At 57.6% G+C, this 20,265-nt stretch carries 24 protein-coding genes; 22 read left to right on the top strand and 2 right to left on the bottom strand.

The genetic code is table 11. The annotated features are described in order from the left end of the window. Together flgK and AAFM46_RS16065 are read right to left on the bottom strand one after the other, a co-directional pair. Window positions 1–1,410 carry a flagellar hook-associated protein FlgK gene (flgK, locus tag AAFM46_RS16070; RefSeq protein ID WP_343318799.1) on the bottom strand — a complete coding sequence of 470 codons (1,410 nt, stop codon included), beginning with the start codon at window positions 1,408–1,410 and terminating at the stop codon, window positions 1–3. Between the two features lie 18 nt (window positions 1,411–1,428). Continuing rightward, on the bottom strand, window positions 1,429–1,911 hold the full coding sequence (locus AAFM46_RS16065) for a flagellar protein FlgN (protein ID WP_283528859.1): 483 nt from the start codon (window positions 1,909–1,911) through the stop codon (window positions 1,429–1,431). A 179-nt stretch (window positions 1,912–2,090) separates the two neighbouring features. Here AAFM46_RS16065 and AAFM46_RS16060 point away from each other — a divergent pair, with 179 nt between their 5' ends. The 22 genes from AAFM46_RS16060 to AAFM46_RS15955 all read left to right on the top strand — a co-directional run bounded on the left by AAFM46_RS16060 (window position 2,091) and on the right by AAFM46_RS15955 (window position 20,254). After that, window positions 2,091–2,948 carry a sigma-70 family RNA polymerase sigma factor gene (locus AAFM46_RS16060; RefSeq protein ID WP_343318798.1) on the top strand — a complete coding sequence of 286 codons (858 nt, stop codon included), beginning with the start codon at window positions 2,091–2,093 and terminating at the stop codon, window positions 2,946–2,948. 128 nt (window positions 2,949–3,076) lie between these two features. After that, window positions 3,077–4,246 carry a flagellin gene (locus AAFM46_RS16055; protein WP_343318796.1) on the top strand — a complete coding sequence of 390 codons (1,170 nt, stop codon included), beginning with the start codon at window positions 3,077–3,079 and terminating at the stop codon, window positions 4,244–4,246. Between the two features lie 129 nt (window positions 4,247–4,375). After that, a complete protein-coding gene (fliD, locus tag AAFM46_RS16050) occupies window positions 4,376–5,758 on the top strand; it encodes a flagellar filament capping protein FliD (protein ID WP_343318795.1) in 1,383 nt (460 codons plus the stop codon). After that, window positions 5,758–6,180: a flagellar export chaperone FliS gene (fliS, locus tag AAFM46_RS16045; protein WP_343318794.1), complete on the top strand. Its 423-nt coding sequence runs from the start codon at window positions 5,758–5,760 to the stop codon at window positions 6,178–6,180. The genes fliD and fliS overlap by 1 nt, the downstream gene beginning before the upstream one ends. Before the next feature lie 86 nt (window positions 6,181–6,266). Then, the gene (locus AAFM46_RS16040; RefSeq protein ID WP_343318793.1) at window positions 6,267–6,560 is read left to right on the top strand and encodes a hypothetical protein; all 294 of its coding nucleotides are present in this window, start codon (window positions 6,267–6,269) and stop codon (window positions 6,558–6,560) included. Window positions 6,561–6,736: 176 nt separating this feature from the next. After that, window positions 6,737–7,078, top strand: a complete 342-nt coding sequence (locus tag AAFM46_RS16035; protein ID WP_283528870.1) for a flagellar basal body protein — start codon at window positions 6,737–6,739, stop codon at window positions 7,076–7,078. Beyond that, a complete protein-coding gene (locus tag AAFM46_RS16030) occupies window positions 7,079–7,465 on the top strand; it encodes a flagellar basal body rod C-terminal domain-containing protein (RefSeq protein WP_343318792.1) in 387 nt (128 codons plus the stop codon). A 54-nt stretch (window positions 7,466–7,519) separates the two neighbouring features. Then, complete coding sequence (gene fliE, locus AAFM46_RS16025) at window positions 7,520–7,768, top strand: flagellar hook-basal body complex protein FliE (protein WP_283530086.1); 249 nt, start codon at window positions 7,520–7,522, stop codon at window positions 7,766–7,768. Beyond that, a complete protein-coding gene (fliF, locus tag AAFM46_RS16020) occupies window positions 7,768–9,366 on the top strand; it encodes a flagellar basal-body MS-ring/collar protein FliF (protein ID WP_343318791.1) in 1,599 nt (532 codons plus the stop codon). Before fliE ends, fliF begins: the two co-directional genes overlap by 1 nt. Further along, window positions 9,366–10,409: a flagellar motor switch protein FliG gene (gene fliG, locus AAFM46_RS16015; RefSeq protein WP_283528878.1), complete on the top strand. Its 1,044-nt coding sequence runs from the start codon at window positions 9,366–9,368 to the stop codon at window positions 10,407–10,409. Before fliF ends, fliG begins: the two co-directional genes overlap by 1 nt. Then, on the top strand, window positions 10,393–11,136 hold the full coding sequence (locus AAFM46_RS16010; RefSeq protein WP_343318789.1) for a FliH/SctL family protein: 744 nt from the start codon (window positions 10,393–10,395) through the stop codon (window positions 11,134–11,136). The genes fliG and AAFM46_RS16010 overlap by 17 nt, the downstream gene beginning before the upstream one ends. Next, a complete protein-coding gene (locus AAFM46_RS16005; protein WP_343318787.1) occupies window positions 11,133–12,458 on the top strand; it encodes a FliI/YscN family ATPase in 1,326 nt (441 codons plus the stop codon). The genes AAFM46_RS16010 and AAFM46_RS16005 overlap by 4 nt, the downstream gene beginning before the upstream one ends. Continuing rightward, complete coding sequence (locus tag AAFM46_RS16000; RefSeq protein ID WP_343318786.1) at window positions 12,459–12,914, top strand: hypothetical protein; 456 nt, start codon at window positions 12,459–12,461, stop codon at window positions 12,912–12,914. After that, entirely contained in the window at window positions 12,911–14,275 is a 1,365-nt protein-coding gene (locus AAFM46_RS15995; RefSeq protein WP_343318785.1) for a flagellar hook-length control protein FliK, read from the top strand. The genes AAFM46_RS16000 and AAFM46_RS15995 overlap by 4 nt, the downstream gene beginning before the upstream one ends. Window positions 14,276–14,290: 15 nt before the next feature. Continuing rightward, the gene (locus tag AAFM46_RS15990; protein WP_343318784.1) at window positions 14,291–14,764 is read left to right on the top strand and encodes a flagellar hook capping FlgD N-terminal domain-containing protein; all 474 of its coding nucleotides are present in this window, start codon (window positions 14,291–14,293) and stop codon (window positions 14,762–14,764) included. Between the two features lie 78 nt (window positions 14,765–14,842). Beyond that, a complete protein-coding gene (locus AAFM46_RS15985; RefSeq protein WP_283528891.1) occupies window positions 14,843–16,027 on the top strand; it encodes a flagellar hook protein FlgE in 1,185 nt (394 codons plus the stop codon). 230 nt (window positions 16,028–16,257) lie between these two features. Next, window positions 16,258–16,536 carry a flagellar FlbD family protein gene (locus tag AAFM46_RS15980; RefSeq protein WP_283528893.1) on the top strand — a complete coding sequence of 93 codons (279 nt, stop codon included), beginning with the start codon at window positions 16,258–16,260 and terminating at the stop codon, window positions 16,534–16,536. A gap of 4 nt (window positions 16,537–16,540) precedes the next feature. After that, window positions 16,541–17,344 (top strand): MotA/TolQ/ExbB proton channel family protein, encoded by an 804-nt coding sequence (locus AAFM46_RS15975; RefSeq protein ID WP_283528895.1) that lies wholly within the window; start codon window positions 16,541–16,543, stop codon window positions 17,342–17,344. Next, on the top strand, window positions 17,341–18,153 hold the full coding sequence (locus AAFM46_RS15970; protein WP_283528898.1) for a flagellar motor protein MotB: 813 nt from the start codon (window positions 17,341–17,343) through the stop codon (window positions 18,151–18,153). The genes AAFM46_RS15975 and AAFM46_RS15970 overlap by 4 nt, the downstream gene beginning before the upstream one ends. Window positions 18,154–18,185: 32 nt before the next feature. Further along, on the top strand, window positions 18,186–19,094 hold the full coding sequence (locus AAFM46_RS15965) for a flagellar motor switch protein FliM (RefSeq protein WP_283528900.1): 909 nt from the start codon (window positions 18,186–18,188) through the stop codon (window positions 19,092–19,094). Further along, window positions 19,091–19,792 carry a flagellar motor switch protein FliN gene (gene fliN, locus AAFM46_RS15960; protein WP_343318783.1) on the top strand — a complete coding sequence of 234 codons (702 nt, stop codon included), beginning with the start codon at window positions 19,091–19,093 and terminating at the stop codon, window positions 19,790–19,792. Before AAFM46_RS15965 ends, fliN begins: the two co-directional genes overlap by 4 nt. Continuing rightward, on the top strand, window positions 19,793–20,254 hold the full coding sequence (locus AAFM46_RS15955; protein WP_343318781.1) for a flagellar biosynthetic protein FliO: 462 nt from the start codon (window positions 19,793–19,795) through the stop codon (window positions 20,252–20,254). Window positions 20,255–20,265: the final 11 nt, after the last annotated feature.

The following is a 20,265-nucleotide window of genomic DNA, read 5'->3' as shown; positions in this document are numbered from 1 at the left end:
TTAACGACCCACCCTTCCGGTTTGGTTGATGAGAACGTCAAGTGCTTCATCGACGGCTGTCATGACACGGGCAGCCGCTTGGTATGCGCGTTGATACGTCAGCAGGTTCACGTTCTCCTCGTCAAGGTCCACCGACGCGTTTGCCTGCTGGTTGGAGAGGGCGTTCGTCAAGGAGACATCTGAGAGGGTGGCTTGCTGGAGGCCTGCCTGAATCTCAACGCCAAGACGAACCACAGTGTCTGACCACAAGGCATCAGCGGAGTCGGGTTGTTTGCCCAGCTGTGAGATTTTATCGGCTATTGACCCATCTTTTCCACCCATATTGACGGCTCCAGCGGCTATCTCTTTGGCTGAGGTTGGCACCACGGTAAGGCCTAGAGCGGCCGGTACACCAGCTGTAATTTTAAAAAAGTCACCTCCGGGGGCGCCTTCGGAGGTGACTCCGCTTTGATGGACAACGTTGAGACTTCCTGCCAGTTTTTGCGCTAGTGCGTTGTAAGAAGCCGCAGTTTGTGCCAGAACGCCGCCACTGCCGGCTGGTTTCAAAACAGAGAGCAAACCTGCCAGTTTTCCGCCGTCAAGATCCACTGCAGAACCTGGACGGTGAGACCACTCGAGGCGTACCTCACCGTCATTGGCCATCCTTGTGGCCCCATCGAGTTTCACCGCGTTACTTGTGGAACCGGACAACAGAACGTTCCCGCCCAGCAGGATCTCATTGGTCCCGTCCGGTAGGTCGCGGACGGTTCCCCCGGTCAATTGGGTAATCTTCGTGGTCAAGTTACTCCGCTGGTCAAGGAGCTCGTTGTGAGGGGTGCCCGCAGCATGGGCTGAACGAATGTCTTTGTTCAGAGCCGCTATCTGTCCGGCAGTTGCATTGATTTCAGCGACAACAGTGTTCGCAGTGTCTCGGGTCTGTGACCACTGTTTATCTAGCGCCGAATACCCTGCGGCAATACTGGCCACTAACGCCGCAGATTTTTCCAATAAGACAGCAGAGGTCCCAGCGTTCCCGGGATCGTTGGCAATACCCTGCCATGCGGTCCAGAACCCCTGCAATTGGCTGGAAATTCCGTTCGGGCCCGGCTCGTTCAGTATCTCCTCGATGCCGGTCAGTGCCTGAGCGCGGGCACCGGTGTACCCAGCGGCGGAGAAACTCGTGCGCACCCTTGCATCCAAGAAAGCATCGCCTAGGCGAGAAATACCGCTAACCCCGACGCCCTGACCGGTTTTAATACCTAAATCATTCAGCGAACCTCGAGCTGGAACGCCCAGCGCCGCAAATTCAGTTCGCTGACGTGTGTATCCAACCGTATTGACATTGGTCAGGTTCTGACCAGTGACATTCAATCCGGTGCGGGCAGCATTAAGCCCGGATAGGGCCGTATTTAGGCCACTAAAACTACTCACGAGTTCCTCAAATTTTCTTTAGACACTTTTATCCAGCAGCAGAGAAACCGCATCTTGGCTGGTTTTCCCACGGTGGTCATAGGTGCCAGCCTCAGGACTGAGATTGGCGGCGGTGTCTTGCGCAGAGCGTAAGCCAGCACGCAGAAACTGTAGATTAATGTCCCGTTGCCCACGGATTTGTTCCACCGTGGCCAGCATGGCCTGAAGGTGTTCTGTGAGAATTTCCTGCCAAGGTCCTGTGGAAGCGGCATCTGCGAGATCCAGCAGACCGGCATCCTCCGCTAGACCCCAAGAAACGGCGAGCTGGGACGCCACCACGGTGCGCTCCAGTGAGGTTGCGCGCAGCCGTTGGACAACATGGTCCACTTCACGGGTGGCGCTTTCAAGCCAACGGGTTTTCCCTGTTGAGAGGATCAAATGTTCCTCTTCCAACTTGAAAACCAGAAGGTCAAGGAGTTCCCGCTCACGCCACAATAACGTGCTCAGTTCCTCAGGACCCATGGGTAGTTCCTTTCATAGGGCTGGCCTAGCTGCACCAATAACTATCGGCAGTAAAAGTACACCGGTTAGTCATTTTTTTCTAGAGGTGTTTTTTGTGGCCTCAGTGCCCTACAGTTGTCTTGATTAGTGCGCTATCGGCGATCGCTGAATTCTGGGGGCGAGCCCGTCGATGCACTTTTATGAATTGCCTAGGGGGCAAAAAATTGAATCGCGTTGAGCGCGACGCTCTGGTCGTGCAAAATTTGCCGCTGGTTGGATATCTCGTAGCGGAGGTCTTCCTCCGCGCAAACCATTTAAGTAGGGAAGACCTTGTTCAGGTTGGGGCTATGGCCCTGATTCACTGTGCCGAGGCCTTTGACGAAGGTATGGGTGTGCCGTTTGGCGCCTATGCCCGCCGGCGGATTAAAGGTGCCTTTGCCGATGAGCTACGCCGCGATGATTGGGCCACGCGGGGTGCGCGCAGCAGGATGACCGAGCTTGCAGCCGTCAAAGAGACCCTGGCGAATGTGTTGAAACGCCCGCCCAGTCTTGGCGAACTGGCCTCTGCGCTCGGTGTTGAAAAGTCAGTGGTGGAAGCATCGCAGATTGACGCAAGCCGAACTGTCACACCGTTGACTGACGTCATAGCCGAGATGGTGGCGGCCACCTCGCAGGGGCCAGAAGAGCAAGTGGTGGAGGCGGAGCATGCTGATTTTCTTGGCCATGCGGTGGCTGCCCTGCCGGAGAAGATGCGCTACATCGTTGAACAAATCTACTTCCATGATCGCAGCGTGAAAGAACTTGCGATGGAGTTAGGCTCAAGCCACTCCGCTGTGTCTCAGCAACGTGCAGAGGGCATGCGGTTGCTGCGTGACGGGTTAGAACGGCACTACCTGGCGAGTTCTACGCCGGATTCCCCGGCTCATGCACGGATCACAGTATCCCGCCGGGAGTCTTATCTGGCCGAGCTGGGCACCCGCACCTACGGTGGCGCCACCCGGGCACGGCAAACTCTGCGCGGGATGCCTGCACAGTTGAGCCGTCCCAGCTCCAGATAGATCATATGGTGCCAAGGAGAAACTTTTAGTGGTTCTTCTTACGGCTTGCAGGTGGGTGCCGACAGTGGTGTTTAGCTGCCCATGGATGGGCGGCTTCGGTCATACCCCAACTCACGGAGGATTTACTCATGGGCATGCAAGTCAACACAAACCTCGCGGCTAACAACGCTTACCGCAATTTGAGCACCACCCAGAATGCGCTGGGAAAGTCAATGGAGAAGCTCTCCAGTGGTCTTCGCATCAACCGTGCCGCAGATGACGCAGCCGGCTTGGCCATCTCCGAAGGCCTGAAGTCACAGGTCAACGGTTACACCGTTGCTGCTCGTAACGCTCAGGACGGCATCTCCGTTGTTCAGACCGCTGAAGGATCGCTGACTCAGGTACAGTCCATCCTGCAGCGTATGCGTGATCTGGCTGTACAGGCCGGCAACGATTCAAACAATGACGATTCTCGCGGGGCCATCAAGAAGGAAACCACTCAGCTGACAGCAGAGCTGACGCGCATGTCTGAGGCCACAAAGTTCAACGGCAAGTCACTGTTGGATGGGTCGACGGCGAATATGACGTTCCAGGTCGGTGCGGACGGCAATAAGTCCAACCAGATTTCGGTCAATCTTGCTAATGCGAACGTCGAGACAATTGCGAACACGCTCGCTGGCGGTAACCTGACAACTTCGGGCACGAAGTTTGACATTGCCGATATCTTGACTGTTGCTGGTCCTGCGAGCTTTACGACAACCAAAGGTGGCGTGGCAACCACAGTCACGACGGCCGACCTCGGCGCTGCTGGAGCTTTCGACAGCGTTGACAAGTACGCCGATGCACTGCGCGGCGACGCTTCGTTTGCAGCTAACTTCACAGTCAGCGTAAACAAGGATGCCAACGGTGCGGGCACTGGTATCACTGTTATGGCTAAAGACGGTGGAGTAGTTAGTACAACTGCGCCGACTACAGCTGGTACTGCGGTTGGCACAGCGGGAACCCCGATGACAGGCGGACTGAATTTTGAGACCGCTACGAATGCGCAGGCATCGTTGAACCTGATCGACACGCAGATCAAGACGGTTTCTGCAGCCCGCGCCGACCTCGGTGCCGTGCAGAACCGCCTTGAATCAGCTATCAGCAACTTGAATGTTGGCAAGGAAAACCTGTCCGCAGCCACGTCACGCATCACTGATGTGGACATGGCTTCAGAAATGGTGGACTTCACGCGCTCCAACATCTTGGCGCAGGCAGGCACGGCCATGTTGGCCCAGGCCAACCAGTCCAACCAGGGCGTCCTGAAGCTGCTCGGCTAAATCGAGTAACTTACCGGGACTCTAAAGTTCCGGAGTGCAGGTCAGCTGGGGGTGCGGACTTATCCGTACCCCCAGCTGTGCATGGTCCACTTTAAGATCTAATATCTCACTGCGAAAAGGAAGCTCCACATGGGCTTGGGAATCGACGGACTGTCCTCCGGATTGGACACAACGGCAATTATCAACGCGCTCATTGCCGCCGAGTCCCGCCCCCAGGCGCTGATGAAGAGCAGGGTTGTTACCGATACCGCTTTGGTTACGGCAATGCAGGCGCTCAATACTAAGTTTGCCGCACTGACCAGCCAAGCTGGGGCGCTGGCGAAAACCGGAGGTCTGGACATGTTTCAGGCCACGTCCTCATCTGATGCGATCACCGCCAAATTGGGGCCCGGTGCCGTGACTACCAGCCTGAATCTGAGTGTCAATGCGTTGGCACGAGCACAGTCAAACGTCAGTGGTCCTATGACGGAGTGGCCGGCTAGCCCGGCCGTCATGACCTTTGTTAAAGGTGACGGCACCACCACCGAGGTCACCGCCGAGTCCACGTCCCTTGATGCAATGGCCTACGCCATTAACAGATCCGATGCAGGAATTTCAGCCGTCAAAATTGCCTCAGGTGTTGACGCCGATGGCGCCACGCAATACCGGCTCCAGCTCACTGCCAAGGACACCGGAGCCGCCAATGGCTTCGTAGCTCACCAGGGCACCGCCGCAGAGGTTGAGGCAGGCACTGCCGTACCCCTGACAAGCCCAGGGGCATGGACCACGCTACAAACCGGGCTGGACGCCAAAATGACACTTTGGGCTGGCACCACTGCCGAACAGGTGATCACTTCGGCTAGTAACACCTTCGCCGGGCTTGCTCCCGGACTGGATATCACTGTCAACAAAGTCTCGGCTGAGCCTGTCACGGTTGGCGCCTCACGTGACTCGGCCAAAGTAGCTTCCGCAGCCAAAGATTTCTCTAGCAATATAAACATCATCCTGGGTTCCATCCTGACCCAGTCAACTCTCACGTCGGGAGCCGGCTCGGATGGGGCATCTGTCAAGGGCGGACTCTTTTCCGGGAACAGTACTGTTTCCGATGCCAAAACCAAGCTGTTCAACTCGGTTACATCCCCCATCAACGGGTTCTCCCCGGCGACAATCGGCTTCAACACCACAAAGAACGGTGACCTCTCCTTCGAACCAGACGTTTTTGCGTCAGCGTATGCCAAAGACCCGGTGGCTACCGAAAAGATGCTTCAAACTATGGCCTCGCGGGTGGAAGAAGCGGCCAAGTCGATTTCTGGCCCTGACGTAGGTTCACTGTCCCAAAGAGTCAAAGGTCAGCAATCGATCATCAATGATCTCAACACTCAAATTCTGGACTGGGATTCCCGTTTGATGACGCGTAGAGCGTCATTGCAGGCCGTCTACACGTCACTGGAGGTTCAGATGAGCAAGATGCAATCGCAGCAATCGTGGTTGACGGCCCAAATTAACTCCTTTGATGCGGCAGGCAAGAAATGATGAATGCAAGCAGCCGTAATAAGGCGCTGAACTCCTACCAGCGTGAGGCAATCCTCTCGGCAACCCCTGCGCGTCTCCTGACGATGCTTTATGACAGGTTGCTCCTGGATCTAGCTCGCGCGGAAACTGCGCAGAACGCCTCTGACTGGTCGGTGGCCAGTGATAATCTGCTGCATGCTCAGGACATCATCGGCGAGCTCTCCGGATCCTTGCAACCGGAACTGTGGGCCGGGGCAGACCAGCTGCTGGGCATCTACAATTACGCGGGGACGGCGCTGATGAACGCCAATATCCGGCGTGATCCCGCGCTAACCCGCGAGTGCATCGATCTCTTTGAACCACTTAGACTCACCTGGCATGAGGCTGCGGCTCTGCCCTCCGGTATCCTCACGGGTGCCCAGGCTGGCGGCTACACCTCGTGATTTGGCCGCGCAAAGAACGGTTCGTTGAACCAGTGCAACCCGCACCCGAAAGAATCCCGGCTCCGAGCCCTCCGGCAGAAAGTGGAGTGGCTGATTTGCCAGACCTGGTGGATGCAGCCCGGGCGCAGTGGGAAACTGTCCTGGCTGAGTTGGAAGAGCAACTGTCGGTGGCAGTGTTGCAGAACCGCGGCTGGGTTCCGCCGATGAATCTTGGCCCTTTGCCTGAAGCACTGCGTGAGCGGGCAAAGAATCTAGCTGAGCTACAGAACCAGATGATCCAAGCCTTGCAAACATCACGCGAAAGCACTGCCACAGAACTTGGAACGCTGAAAACAGTTCAGCGTGATGCACCCGCCATTTATCTTGACGTCATGGGCTAACTGCTTTCACGAACCCCGGCCGGCCGGGCGGAATGAGAGCAACTCACAAACAACTTAAAAATAGTGTGTATTTCTCTTACGGTACTTCCCAAGCTTCCGATAGTGACAGATGAGCTACGGACGGCTCGCCCCTCAGCCACGGACAGGCCTCAAGTTTTACATCAAGGAAGAGCTCAGTGCTTGATTCCGTGGTTACTGTGGCGCTCACCAGCGCCCTCGATGGATTGTCCATGCGCCAACGCGCCATTGCCGACAACATCGCAAACGTCAATACCCCCGGCTACACTGCCCAGAGGGTGAAATTCGAAGCCGCCTTGGCCGAATCCGTCAACCGCCGCGACGGTGATGTGCGCGCCACTACGGAACGTTCGGTGGAGCCTACCCAGCTCAACGGCAACAACGTCAACCTGGACACTGAGACGCTTTCAAATATAGAAACCGTGTTGCGGTACCAATTTGCCGCCCACGCGGTTAACAGCGAATTCAACTCCATGCGCACAGTTCTTAAGAGCCAATAAGTGAGCGACGCAATTGGCATTGCCTCCACCGGATTAACGCTGCACCGCAAATGGCTCGACGCCGTTTCGGACAACATCGCCAACGTCAATACCGTGACGGCCACAACCGAGGAAGCTTTCCGTGCCCGGTACATCATTGCTGAAGCAGGGGCAGGGGACTCGGGCGTTTACGTAGCTGGTGCGGCACGCGGTAGCGCAGAAGGGCGAATGACCTTTGAACCTGACCATCCATTGGCGGATGAGGGCGGTTATGTCCGGTACCCCGATATTGATATGGCGTCCCAAATGGGCCAGTTGATCATGGCCCAGCGTGGATACCAAGTCAACGCTGCAGTGGTAGACCGAGCCAAAGTTATGTACGAATCCGGATTGCAGATTGGAAAGTAGCCGATGAGTGTTTCTGGAATTGAAGGCGTACAGGCCAGCATCGGAACGGGGTACATGCCTCAGGTGCAACCCAGTACCGACAACGGTGCCTTTGGCGACTCATTGACGGGGGCGTTGAGTGATCTGCAGGGACTGCAGTCCACCTCGAACACCATGGCGGTCAAGGCCGCAACGGGAAGTCTGGATGATATTCATCAAGCCACGATTGCCTCAGCCAGGGCCGCTGTAACCCTGGAGTTAGTCTCCACACTGCGCATCCGCGGGGTTGACGCATTCAACGAGATCATGAGGATGCAGGCCTGATGCCGCCGTTTCTCACCGCTTTTCCAGCTCGTTTTTCCGGCATGGCCAAGGGTTTCACCATGGCCCAAAAAACCTTGGTGGTTATTGGGTTGGCTGTTTTGGTATTAGGCAGCGTGGCCTTGTTTAGTTGGGTCACGAAACCCAGCTATGCCCCGCTATTTTCCTCTTTGGCACCGGCCGACGCCAATGCCATTGTCACGCAACTTAAAACCGATAATGTGCCCTACCAACTAGTTAACGGCGGTGCCACCATTTTGGTGCCGGACGCCAATGTTTATGACCAGCGTCTCAAGGCTGCCTCCGCTGGTCTTCCCGCGGCAACCACGGCAGGTTACTCACTGCTGGACAGTATGGGTGTGACGTCATCGGAGTTTCAACAAAACATCACGTACAAACGTGCCATGGAGGGAGAACTAGCACAAACCATCATGGCGATGAAGGGCGTGACTATGGCCTCCGTAAAATTGGCGGTCCCTGAACAAACAGTGTTCACGGCCACCAAGCAGGACCCCACCGCGTCAGTGTTCGTGGAAACCAACCCTGGTGTCAGCCTCTCCGATGATCAGGTCAACGCGATTGTGCACCTCACGTCATCCTCGGTAGAGGCTTTGAAGCCAGCAAACGTTTCCGTTGTCGATGCGGCGGGGGCCGTGCTTTCGGCCGCAGGAAATGGTGCCACTGGAAGCGGTGGAAAACAGGCCCAAGCCTACGAGCAACGCGTTAGTGCTGCTGTGCAGTCCATGCTGGATACGGTAGTTGGTCCAGGTAATTCCAGTGTGACTCTCTCAGCCACCATGGACAACGCTTCGACGGACAGAATGAAAGAGTCTTTCACCTCTCCGGAAGGTGCGCCAGCCCTGAACGAGTCGACCTCCACCGAGAAAGGCACGGGAGGTAGTGGGTCAGGAGCTGGCGTGCTAGGTCCAGATAACATTGCTGTTCCCGGCGGTGCTGGTGATGCTGGCGGAACCTCGGAGTCGAATAAGACAACCAAGAACAACGCCATCGACAAGGTAACGGAAAATACCGTTATACCTGCTGGGAATGTCCAGCGGCAGTCGCTTGCAGTCGCCGTCGACACAGCCGCAGCGGCCAAAATCGACGCAGCAACTTTGACGGAAATGGTCTCAATGGCCGCCGGGTTAAACCCGGGTCGCGGAGATACTGTCAGCATGAAGGTAGTGCCTTTCTCCACAGCTCAGTCCGAGGCTGCCCAAGCTGCCCTTGATGCAGCCAAGGCCGAAGCGGGTGCGGCGAAGACCGCAGAAACATGGCGCAATCTGGGCATCGCTGCAGTATTGCTGCTGCTGCTGCTGGTGGTAATTGTCATTTATGCACGCAAAAATCGTCGCCAGGTGCGTGAATTAGTAGACCTCGGTGAGCAGAGCCGGCAGCTGGTCTCGCTGACAAAGCTTCCTGCTGATCCTGAACCTGCCACGACTGCACTCACGGCAATTCCCGTACCCGCTGCCCTGCCTGTGGCCGAAAGTAGCGACGCCGATTCCAAGCGAGCATCTTTGGAGGCGCTGGCCGGTGCGGATCCGCAAAAAACTGCCGGACTATTGCGCTCGCTCATGGATGAAAAAGTGGGTGTCTGATGGCTTCGGTGCCGGTGACAGTTAACCAGAAGCCGGCAACACCACTGACAGGGACTCAAAAGGCCGCAGCCGTGCTCATGCAGTTTTCACAAACAGCGGCGGCTGCCGTCATGTCGCATCTGTCGGAGAGTGAGGCGGAGGCCATTGTCTCAGAGATAGTGAAGATGCGGCGCGTTCAGGCAGATGTTGCTGACGCTGTTATTAATGAGTTTCACGATATCGCCGTCAGCGGGCGGCGTGCAGCCCAAGGCGGACGCGACTTTGCCGCAGGTCTGCTTGCGGCATCATTTGGCAGCGAAAAAGCGGCCGGAGTCATGGACAGGCTGGCCTCGTCCCTGGCCGGAAAGCCGTTTGAATTCTTAGACGACGCCGAACCGGGACAGTTGCTGTCCCTGCTGGAAGATGAGCTGCCGGCCACTATTGCGTTGGTGCTGGCCCATCTGCGTCCCGACCGCGCCTCTGCCACCTTGGCCGGCCTGACTGGCGGGCTGCGCACCGACGTGGCGCAGTCCATCGCAACAATGGGTTCAGCCACCCCAGAAGCTGTAGGGATTGTTGCGGGCATGCTCAAACAGCGCGCGCTGGCCGTTGTGGCACCGCGTGAACAGATGGCGGTGATCGGCGGGATTCAACCGTTGGTTGAAATCATTAACCGCTCCGATGTGGCAACTGAACGTGCGCTCCTGGAAGAGTTGGAACTGCGGGATCCGGAACTCGCAGAAGAAGTACGCTCGCGCATGCTCACATTCACTGACCTGGTGAAACTGGACAACCAGGACGTGCAGCTGGTGCTTCGCGGTATTCCTGCCAACACGCTTGCGCTGGCAATGAAGGGGGCTCCAGCCGCTGTCTTGGAAGCCATTCGATCCAATATTTCTGAGCGCAACCGTGAACTGCTTGAATTTGAACTTGAGGCACTCGGTCCCGTGCGCAGTTCAGAAGTGGAGCAGGCGCGGGCAGATATTGTACGGATCATCCGTGAACTCGAGGCTAATGAAGAGATCACAGTGCGTCGAGGGGATGAAGATGACATTGTCTACTAACCATTCGGTACCGCGCCCAGCGGTGTTCCCAGTAGTAGCTACTTCGGCCCAAGCCCACGCCCTACAGGAAGCAAAATCCAGCGGATTCACCCAAGGCCATGCCGCCGGCTACGTGGCTGGATTGCAACGTGCTGAACAGGAGGCTGCGGCACAAGCGAAACAACAGAACATGGAACACGAGGTGCTGCTGGCCACGTTGGAAACTCGGCAAACAGAGGGTCTGGGCGCCCTGAACCTGGCCAGCGCCGCGCTCACGAACCGCACCGTGCCGGTTCTAGCGCACGCAGAACAAGCTCTTTTTGGATATGCCCTTGAACTGGCGCAGGCACTGCTGGGCCATGAGCTGCGGGACGGGGAAACATCCGCACGGGCCGCACTGGCGCGTGCCTGCGCACGGGCTCATACCGAAATACCAGTGAGTATCCGAATGAATCCTGCGGATATTGCAGCGCTGCCCAACTCCGATTTTCCTGACGGCGTGGCCATCCAAAACGATGCAAGCATCGGCAGGGGCGACGCCATTGCCGAATACGCCGACGGATTCCTTGATGCTCGGCTTGCCACAGCCTTGGACAGGGCCCGATCCGCACTGCTGGGCGATTTTCTGCCGGCCAGCGCATTGACCGCGGACGCACCCGTTCTGGACGCCCTAGTTCCCGGTGCCCAAGCGCCCACTGCCGCGGCGGCGAACGCTCATGCAGCGTCGCGCATGACGGGACGGTCATGAGGACCGCTACTCTCACCGGCTCCCATCGGATGGCAACGGCCGTACGGGCAGCTGCGCCCGAAAGAGTAGGCGTGGTGACAGGTGTTGTTGGATTAGCCGCCCAGGTGAGCGGCCTACGCTGCGCTGTGGGGGACATGGTCACTATTGGTGAGCGCAACCCCGTGGATGCTGAAGTGGTCGCCGTGGCGGTAGGTAGCGTGCGGATCATGCCGCTGGCACCCATGAACGGTATTGGCGAGGGTGACCTGGTGAGGGCCAAACAAGTCCCCCTCTTGGTTCCCACGGGGGACGGGCTTTTGGGCAGGGTTATTGATGGGCTTGGCCGCCCAATCGACGGGCTCGGCCCCTTACAAGGCGTGACAGGGGTGCCGCTGGAAAACAAGTCACCCAATTCCATGCAGCGGGCCCGCATCACCACGCCCTTGCAGACCGGGGTGCGGGTTTTGGACACCATGACCACCACGGGGCGCGGCCAACGTTTGGGGCTTTTTGCTGGTTCCGGAGTGGGCAAGTCTTCCCTGCTCTCGATGATTGCCCGCGGCACCGAGGCGCAGGTGTCAGTCATCGCGTTGGTGGGGGAACGCGGGCGTGAGGTGCGCGAATTTTTAGAGGACGATCTGGGTCCTGCAGGCCTGGCACGCTCGATCGTTGTGGTGTCCACAAGTGACGAACCAGCCCTGCTGCGCCTGCGTGCCGCATTCACTGCAACCCGGATAGCGGAGTCGTTCCGGGAACGCGGGGTTGATGCCATGCTCATGATGGATTCGTTGACCCGGGTGGCAATGGCGCAACGCGAGATAGGCTTGTCCGTTGGTGAGCCGCCAGCAACACGAGGGTACCCGCCGTCGACCTTTTCTGTCCTAGCGCGACTGCTGGAACGGGCAGGCACCGACAAAGTGGGATCCGTCACCGGCCTGTACACGGTGTTGGTGGATGGTGATGATCACAATGAGCCGATCGCTGATGCCGTCCGCTCAATCCTCGACGGTCACGTGGTGTTGGAACGCAAATTGGCGGTGGCAGGGCATTTCCCGGCCATCGACGTGCTTGCCTCCATCTCACGTGTGGCTTCCAAGGTGTGTGCCCCCGGGCAGAAGAACGACGCCGGCACCTTGCGTAAGGTGTTGGCGGCACGGGCCGCGGCCCAGGACCTGATAGACGTCGGCGCGTACCAGGCAGGGAGTAACCACTTGGTGGATGCGGCCGTTCAGCACGGTGCGGCGATCAACGATTTTCTTCAACAAAGTATGGACGAACAAATTCCGGCCCCACAATCGTGGGCACAGCTTCGCGCTTTATCCACCATGATTTCAGGAGCATAAATGGGCAGCACATTCCGTTTGGCCGGTCTCTTACGGTTCCGTCAGGCGCAAGAGGAACAGGCAGCGGCGTCTTTGGCGCAAGCAAATGCGCGGCGTAAGGAACAGCGCGAGCACGTGAGTAAAGTGCGCGGCACTCTGGCAGCTGCGCCATCCAACGCCGGATCTGCTGCCGCTTTGCGGGCCACGGCCGCGGCGCGTTCGTCTTCACGGAGCATGTTGTTGGAGTTGGCAGCGCTGACCCGCTCAGTGGAGGAGGCTGCCTCGAATGCTGAGAAAGATTTACTGATTGCCAAAAAATCTGCTGCATCGCTGGAAAAATTAGCCGACCGTCACGAAATGGACCGCCAGGAACTGTTACTCCACGATGAACAGCTCTTCCTGGACGAGCTGGCAGTTTCGCGCGCAACCAGCCAAGATGACGCAGGCACCGCTACAAGCTTGCGGGTGAACCGATGAGGTCCATCGACACATTGACCACCATGTCAGCGGGTGGGCTCGGTGGCCGCGGTGCCGCGCACTCCTCAACGGAGGGATCTGGGACGAGCTTTGGTGCGTCCCTGCAAGATGCCTTGAAGCATGGGTTGGGAAACAAGACGGGAGGGCTGCAGAACACCGGCACCAACACCGTTGACGTGGAAGATAATGCACCCAATGACGCGAATTCCCGAGTCGGAGCCGGCTCCCCGGATTCTTCGCCCGAGTCTGCCCAGGGTCTGCCAGCTGGCACTGTTGCTGTCTCGATTTCAGACTTTTGGGCCGCCGTCATGCAGCCGGCGGATCCGGCTCTGCCGGCAATAACAGTGCCGGCAACTCCGGATGGTGTTGTTGCCGGAGCAGAAGAGGGCCTTGACGGCACCGGTGTTGGCGCGGAAGCTGGAACTTTGGGTTCCGAGGCTGATTCTTCCGCGTCCATTGCATTTGGGGGCACCGCACCCGGGGCCGCTGCAACCGCGCCAGCGACAGCCGGTGCCACGGCACCCGAGCGCCTTGCCTCCGGTCATGCAGGCGAAGCCGCAGCGGGGGGTGGCCAGCAGAATCCCCAGCAGTCACACGGTCCGGTCTCGCCTGAGGGTGCAAAGACTCCTGTTTCCATAACTCCCTTGGCGCAGGGCGCTGACACAGCGCTGTCACCTGCTGGGTCAGCCAGTGCGTCCGCTGCGAATGCGATGGCAGAAACCGGCTCTACGCCAACTCTCGCTACTGAGGCAGGAAGCCCCGCGCTGAGCCTTGGCAACTTGGCAAGTCAGAGAGTAATTCCTGTCGCAGAGCAAGCGGTAGGCGGTCCGGAGGCTCCGACCATCCCCGCATTATCTGCAGTGGCCGTGACACCGCCGCAGGCTCCGGTCCAGGCTTCCGCCGCGGCGCCGGTTGCGGCACACGGACATACGCCCGCGCCAGCGTTAGTTGAACAGCTGGCACGTCCGCTATTCACGCTGGCGGGAGCCCCCCTGGGGGAGCACGTCATGAAAATCAGTGTGGTCCCTGATGCTCTTGGACCAGTTACCGTAAGGGCTCAGTTGAGCGCCGACGGTATACACATTGAACTAATCGCCGCAAGCGAAGCGGGCAGGGAGGGGCTGCGGGGCATCCTTTCCGACCTGAGACGGGATCTTGCTACCGGGGGGATGGCATCTTCGCTGTCATTGGGCAGCGGGAACTCCCCTGCAAACCAGGGTGAGCAACGCAATTCCCAAACGGTGACAAGTCCGTGGAGCAATAGCATGGCACTAAAGACTGATCAAGACCCGAACCCGCACGGTCCCATGCCGCCTGCGCCCGCGGGCGCAATAAATAATTCACTGGACATCACCGTATAGAAAGGCAGGCAAACCATGAGCGAAAATTCGATTGCCCCATTGACGCCATCTGGCAATTCCATGCAGCCGCCCACAGCGGTGGATGGGATCAACAACATTCCCGGTCGGCGTGATCCTAAACAAGTCATGGACTCCGAAGTGTTCATGAACCTGCTTGTTGCCCAGTTGCGCCATCAAGACCCATCCTCGCCGATGGACACGAACGAAATGATTAGTCAGACTACCCAACTGGCCACCATGGAAAAGCTGACCAATATGGACAAAACGGCTACGGAGAGTTTCTCTCTCCAAATGCGCACGGCAGCAGCTGCACTGATTGGCGAGCAGGTCAGTTGGCAAGATGCTGACGGCACAGCACACAGTGGGATTGCCTCTTCGGTGTCCTTCATCAACGCCGTTCCGCAAGTCAGTGTCGGGGGGAAAATGATTCCCTTGGATCACATATCCGGAATAACCAGTACGGGAAAACCTGAACCCGTTTCCATCTAACTGCCACTCGCCTGCACAGGCACGACTTTTATCAACCAGCTTGACCCTTACCCACCAAGTACAGAAAGGCTTCACATCATGCTTCGTTCCTTGTATTCCGGAATCTCCGGTCTTCGCGCACACCAAACCATGCTTGACGTCACCGGCAACAACATTGCCAACGTCAACACGGCCGGTTTCAAGTCCTCCACGGTCCAGTTCCAAGACACACTGTCCCAGGTGGCTCGTTCCGGCTCCGCAGCTCAAGCACAGGCTGGCGGAACAAACCCCGCACAGGTGGGTCTGGGTGTCCAGGTGGCAGGTATCTCCACTAACTTCTCCCAAGGTTCAGCCCAAGCAACTGGCCGTTCCTCTGACATGATGATCTCCGGCGACGGATTTTTCATTACTGCCAAAGGCGGAGAGCAGCTTTATGCGCGTGCAGGGTCGTTCGACTTCGATTCGCAGGGCCGCCTGGTCTCACCCGACGGTGCCTTGCTGCAGGGTTGGTCAGCAGTCAATGGAGTCGTCAACACCGGGGCGGGACTGGGCAACATTTCCATTTCCAAGCAGATGGTGTCTGACGCATCCCGCACAACGAGCGCCACGTTAGGTGGGAACCTGCCCGACGATGCTATTGCCGGCACCGTACAGACACGCGACATGAAGGTCTTTGACGACGCAGGCAATCCCCGGAACGTTTCGCTGACATTTACCCGCACCGGGACCGGTTGGGACGTCACCGGCGCCGATACGAACGCACCCGGTGGAGCCGCTACAGGCGCCACGGCACTGACTTTCACCAATGGTGCCCTGACCGGCGGCGGAACAATGAACATTGGCGGGTTGAGTGTCAATATGGGCGCCGTGACCGGGTTCGCTCAAATGAGCACACTTGCCGTCACTGCAACCGATGGAAGTGCCGCCGGCACCTTGGACTCCTTCAGCATGGGAACGGACGGCACCCTGACGGGAACGTTCAGCAACGGTGGAAACATGGTGATCGGTCGCATAGCCTTAGCCAACTTCACCAACGCCGGTGGTTTGGAAAAAGCCGGCTCCTCCTCCTACCGTGCCACGGCATCATCTGGAGCGGCGGCGGTTGGAACAGCCGGGTCCAACGGCTTGGGCTCCTTGGCTAGTGGCTATGTGGAAATGTCAAATGTGGACCTGTCTCAGGAATTCACCAACCTGATCGTTGCCCAGCGTGGCTTCCAGTCCAACGCCCGCATCATCACCACCTCGGATGAAGTGCTGCAGGAATTGACGCAACTCAAACGCTGATAAGGATGCTGCCCTGACAATGGCGCAGTGCGTGAACTGGACTTCCATATTTTATGGACTTCACTTCAGGCGCTGCGCCACATCTGTTTAAGGGGCACCTGTGTACGCAGGGTGGCAATTGATCTCTTGGTCATCTGACCCGACAGTGCCGTTTTCTAACCAATAGCGCGGGTCAGCCGACAGTAGCGTTTGATGGACGGCTGGCGTCCCAATGAACTAAGGATGAGCCCTTGATCAGTGTCACCCGTTTGGACGGGCGAGAGTTTGCGCTGAACCCAGACTTGATTGAACGAATCTTCGAGTCTCCGGACACAACTGTGGTCATGGCCGATGGGGCGAACTACATTGTTACCGAATCAATGGCAGCCATCATTGAAAAAATTGTCCGCTTCCGTGCTCGCATCATCTCGATGGCCCATGACTACTCCGAGGATGAGATCGAATTGCCGGCGCCACCTAAATTAAGCATTATCCACCCTTCCGGAAATCCCACCACGTCAGGATCGTAAAGCGATGGATCCCGCAACAATACTCGGTCTGCTCATCGCCTTCGGTGCCTTGTTTGGCATGATCACTTTGGAGGGCGCCAGTGTCACAAGCGTGACGCTCCCGGCCCCCATGCTGCTGGTTCTGGTTGGCACCATCGCCATTGGCGTGGCTGGTTCGACCTTGAAGGATGTTGTGCATGCCGCAAAGTCACTTCCCAGAGCATTTTTAGCTAAACCTCCGAAACCTGGGGAGAGTATCGAGCAGGTCGTGGCGCTGGCAGACAAGGCGCGTCGGGAGGGACTGCTGTCTCTTGAAGCTGCCGCGGCCGAGACTAAAGACCCGTTCTTGCGCGATGCGTTGCAGAACATTGCGGACGGTACCGATGGGGAAGATCTGCGCGAGCTCTTGGATGATGCCGTTGAAACTAAGATCAAAAGTGATCATACGGCCTCTAAATTCTTTACAACTTTGGGTGGTTACGCACCCACCGTGGGCATCATTGGCACAGTTGTTTCGCTGACGCACGTACTGGAGAATCTCTCGAATCCAGAAGAGCTGGGACACATGATTGCTGCAGCGTTTGTGGCTACACTTTGGGGTTTGCTGTCCGCAAACTTCATCTGGCTACCTATTGGTTCACGATTGAGCCGGCTCTCGGAGCTGGAAGTGGACCGTATGACTCTCATTACCGAGGGTGTCTTGGCTGTGCAGGCAGGGTCCCAGCCCACCCTGTTGCGTGAGCGGTTGACAGCCATGGTTCCCGCATACCGCCAACAGGGTGGCAAGAAAAATACACGTGGTAAAGCCCAAGACCGCGATGCAGCATGAGTCAGGGACGTAAAACTGCCCGCAAGCGGAGGGGTAAACCGGAAGAGAGCCACCCGGATGAGCGCTGGATGGCTTCCTACATGGACATGGTCACTGTTTTGATGTGCATGTTTATTGTCCTTTACGCCATGTCCACAGTGGATGATGTGAAGTATGAGAAACTTCGTGACTCGCTAGCCAGTGGCTTTGGCCAGGTGAATGTTGGGAAGGTGGATACTGCCTCTGGAATCGTGGTGCCACCCGAAGATGTGGGCAAGGAAGGTACTTTAACGAACACTCCTCTAGACCGAGCGGTGACCGAGGTTGATCGCCTCACTGCGCTGAAGGAGGCCATGCGCGTGGGGCTGGAGACAAACGGACTGGCTGAGAACGTAGAGTTTCAGATCGACCACCGTGGATTGAGCGTAAAGCTAGTTGGCTCGCAGTCATTCTTTCGTCCAGACAGTCCAGAACTATCCTCCCGTGCTACAGCCGTACTGGATACGATCGCCCCCACACTGCTGTCCTCCGGTCTGGATATTTCTGTTGAGGGTCACGCCGCCGACGCCATCACCAACTACCCCTCAGTGTGGGAGTTGTCCGCAGAACGCGCCGTCGGTGTGGTGCGTCACCTTGTGGAGCGCCGAAATCTGCCCGGCGCCAAGGTTGCTGCGATCGGCTACGGAAGTACACGCTCTGTCAATGACAACTCCACTGAATCTTTACGCGAACTAAACAGACGCGTTGACATAGTGGTGCTATCCAACCAGCCCGAGGAAGTTCGTGCGCTAATTCCAGAAGTATTGAAAGCAAAAGCTGTTCCTTCCTAACGCATGTCTTGGTTGTGCCGATAGTGACAGATATGGCTGACCCTTACCTTCCTTCCTCCCTGCCCGCTCCGTGGGCGAAAAGGGTGGTTGAGGTCTACGATTTTCGGCGGCCAACAACTTTGGCTCGCGAGCACAGTCGTGTGCTGGAACTCGCCTTCGAAACCTTCGCCAGGCAGTGGGGTACGCAACTAACCACCAAAATCCGGGCGGCTTCCTCCGTTATCACCGAACAGGTGACAATGGAGACCTACGATGAATATGCTGCCGGGTTGCCCGCATCCACCGCAATGGTACTTTTCTCCCTTGGTGGGCAAGAGTCCAAAGGTGTCATTCAGTTCCCCGCAGAAGCGGCATTGAGTTGGATCACCCGCATGCTCGGCGGAGGGTCTGCTGTACCGATCCCTGACCGTAAATTCACCCAAATCGAGCACGCGCTGGTGACACGGCTGATGGAAGATGCCTTAGAGGACCTCAGGTACTCCTTTGGGTCCCTACTCGTTGAGACACCTGCCGTTGAAGGTATCCACTTCAACTCCCAGTTTGCCCAGGCTGCCGCTACGAACACACTCATGATTGTTGCCGGTTTTACAGTGCGAATGGGCGACCTGAGCTGGCGTGCCACGATTGCGTTGCCTGCCGAGGTTTTAGTGCAGCAGTTGGGAAGCCACAATCCGATCAGCGATGCCGCTGCGGCGCCCGAACAGTTGCGCGCCCAGCTAGGCGGGGTGCCTGTTGATGTTGCGCTGGCGCTAACTCCGGTGCCGGTCACCCCGGACACCATTTTGAACTTGGCGGTGGGTGATGTTTTGAACCTTCCTCATCCCACCAACAGACCTTTTGACTTGACCGTTGGGGGTAAGCCCGTTGCCTGTGCCATCGGCGTGACGCATGGCTCACGCAAAGCCGGGCAGATTGTTACTATCGAAGAGAGAAACCCATGAGTATGAATCCGGTCAAGCTGGCGGTGGCCAACGCACTGGCAAGTGCACTGCCCTCCACAACGACCTTGAGCGTTAATCTCGCTGATAGCGCCGCTGCGCCAGCCGGAACTGTCGGGTTTCTCGTGGATTATGTGGGGCCCCAAACCGCGGAACTTGCCGTGCTGCTCTCTGAGCGGGCCGTGCAAGCCGTGCGAGCGGCTGGTGGCGCTGGAAGTTTTGCGCTGGTAGATGTTATGCGTCCCGCTTTCGAGGCCGCCACGGCGCAACTTGGCTCCGGCGTTCTTGGGGAAGTGTCAGAAAGCCCTTCTGTGGCCCATTTCAAAGGCGTGGACACAACAGTATTCGAACTGAACGATGCGGGCAGCGGCTTCGATAACCAAGAGCCCTACGCATGGGTGGCGCTTAAGTTTCGTGACTCTGCTAGTCAAGGCGCCGGAGGGCTGAGCGCGGCAAAACTTGGGCGTATTCACGATGTTGAAATGGCCTTGTCTGTGGTCATCGGGCGCACGCGAATGAGTGTGGCCCATGTGCTGGGATTGGAACCAGGTCAGGTAGTGGACCTTGACCGTTCCGCCGGATCCCCCGCGGACGTGTTGCTCAATGGACGCTTGATAGCCCATGGTGAAGTTGTTGTTGTGGATCAGGATTACGCAGTGCGGATCACCAAAATTTTGGACACAGCAGAGACGGTCGGCTAGATGGATGCATTCCTCCTGGTCATCCGGGTAGGACTATCTCTAGGTGTAGTCATGGTCCTCCTCTGGATGGCCCAGAAACGATTTTCGAAGGTCGGACGCTCCGCAGAACAGTCCGATCTTGCTGTGGTTGTTCGCAAAAGTGTTGGGCCAAAGGCCTCAGTGGTGGTCGTGGAATCTGATGGGCTGCGTTTTATGCTTGGGGTCACCGAACATTCGGTCAACGTTTTACACAGCAGCGAGGCACCCGAACCGGCGCCGGTACTATCACAAGCAATGGATCACGGGGAGGATCCTGCCTTTGCTGCGATACTGAAGTCCGCTGGTGAGCCGGCCCTTCGCCGGGATAGCGCAACCCGCAAACTTCGGCACAGCACAGCTACAGGATCCATGCATGGATCGATCTTTGCTCGCAGCACATGGGTCCAGGCAGGTGCCGCTGTGCGCAAGGGCTTGAATCTGTGACCCGGCCCTTC

It is taken from the genome of Arthrobacter sp. TMP15, from assembly GCF_039529835.1.
Lineage (GTDB): Bacteria > Actinomycetota > Actinomycetes > Actinomycetales > Micrococcaceae > Specibacter.
Note: the sequence above shows the minus strand (reverse complement) of the source record. Positions and strands in the feature narration are given on the sequence as shown.